This is a genomic window from Seohaeicola zhoushanensis, assembly GCF_014656415.1.
GTDB classification, from domain to species: domain Bacteria; phylum Pseudomonadota; class Alphaproteobacteria; order Rhodobacterales; family Rhodobacteraceae; genus Seohaeicola_A; species Seohaeicola_A zhoushanensis.
Genome location: NZ_BNCJ01000056.1, coordinates 1 through 303 on the forward strand (window position 1 = coordinate 1; position 303 = coordinate 303).

Sequence of the window (303 nt, forward strand, 5' to 3'; positions counted from 1 at the left end):
TGCTCTGCGTCGGCGGCACGGTGAACTTCGCCGAGAGCATCGACACCGTGAACGAGAATGTGCGCGAGATCGCGCCCACCTTCATGGTCGGCGTCCCCCGCATCTGGGAGAAGATGAAGGAAAGCTTCGAGTTCCGCCTGAAGGAAAGCGGCCCCGTCCAGCGCACCGTCGCCGGCTGGCTGCTCAGGCAGGGCCGCCGCATCGACGACGCCCGGCAGGCCAGGCGCGGCGCGCTTTCGGCGGGCGAACGCCTCCAGGCCTGGCTGCTGCACTGGGCGCTGTTCCGCAACGTGCAGAAATACC

At 68.0% G+C, this 303-nt stretch carries 1 pseudogene; it reads left to right on the forward strand.

The features are described 5' to 3' along the window. A pseudogene (locus IE266_RS27115) lies at window positions 1-303 on the forward strand (hypothetical protein); the annotation flags it as partial.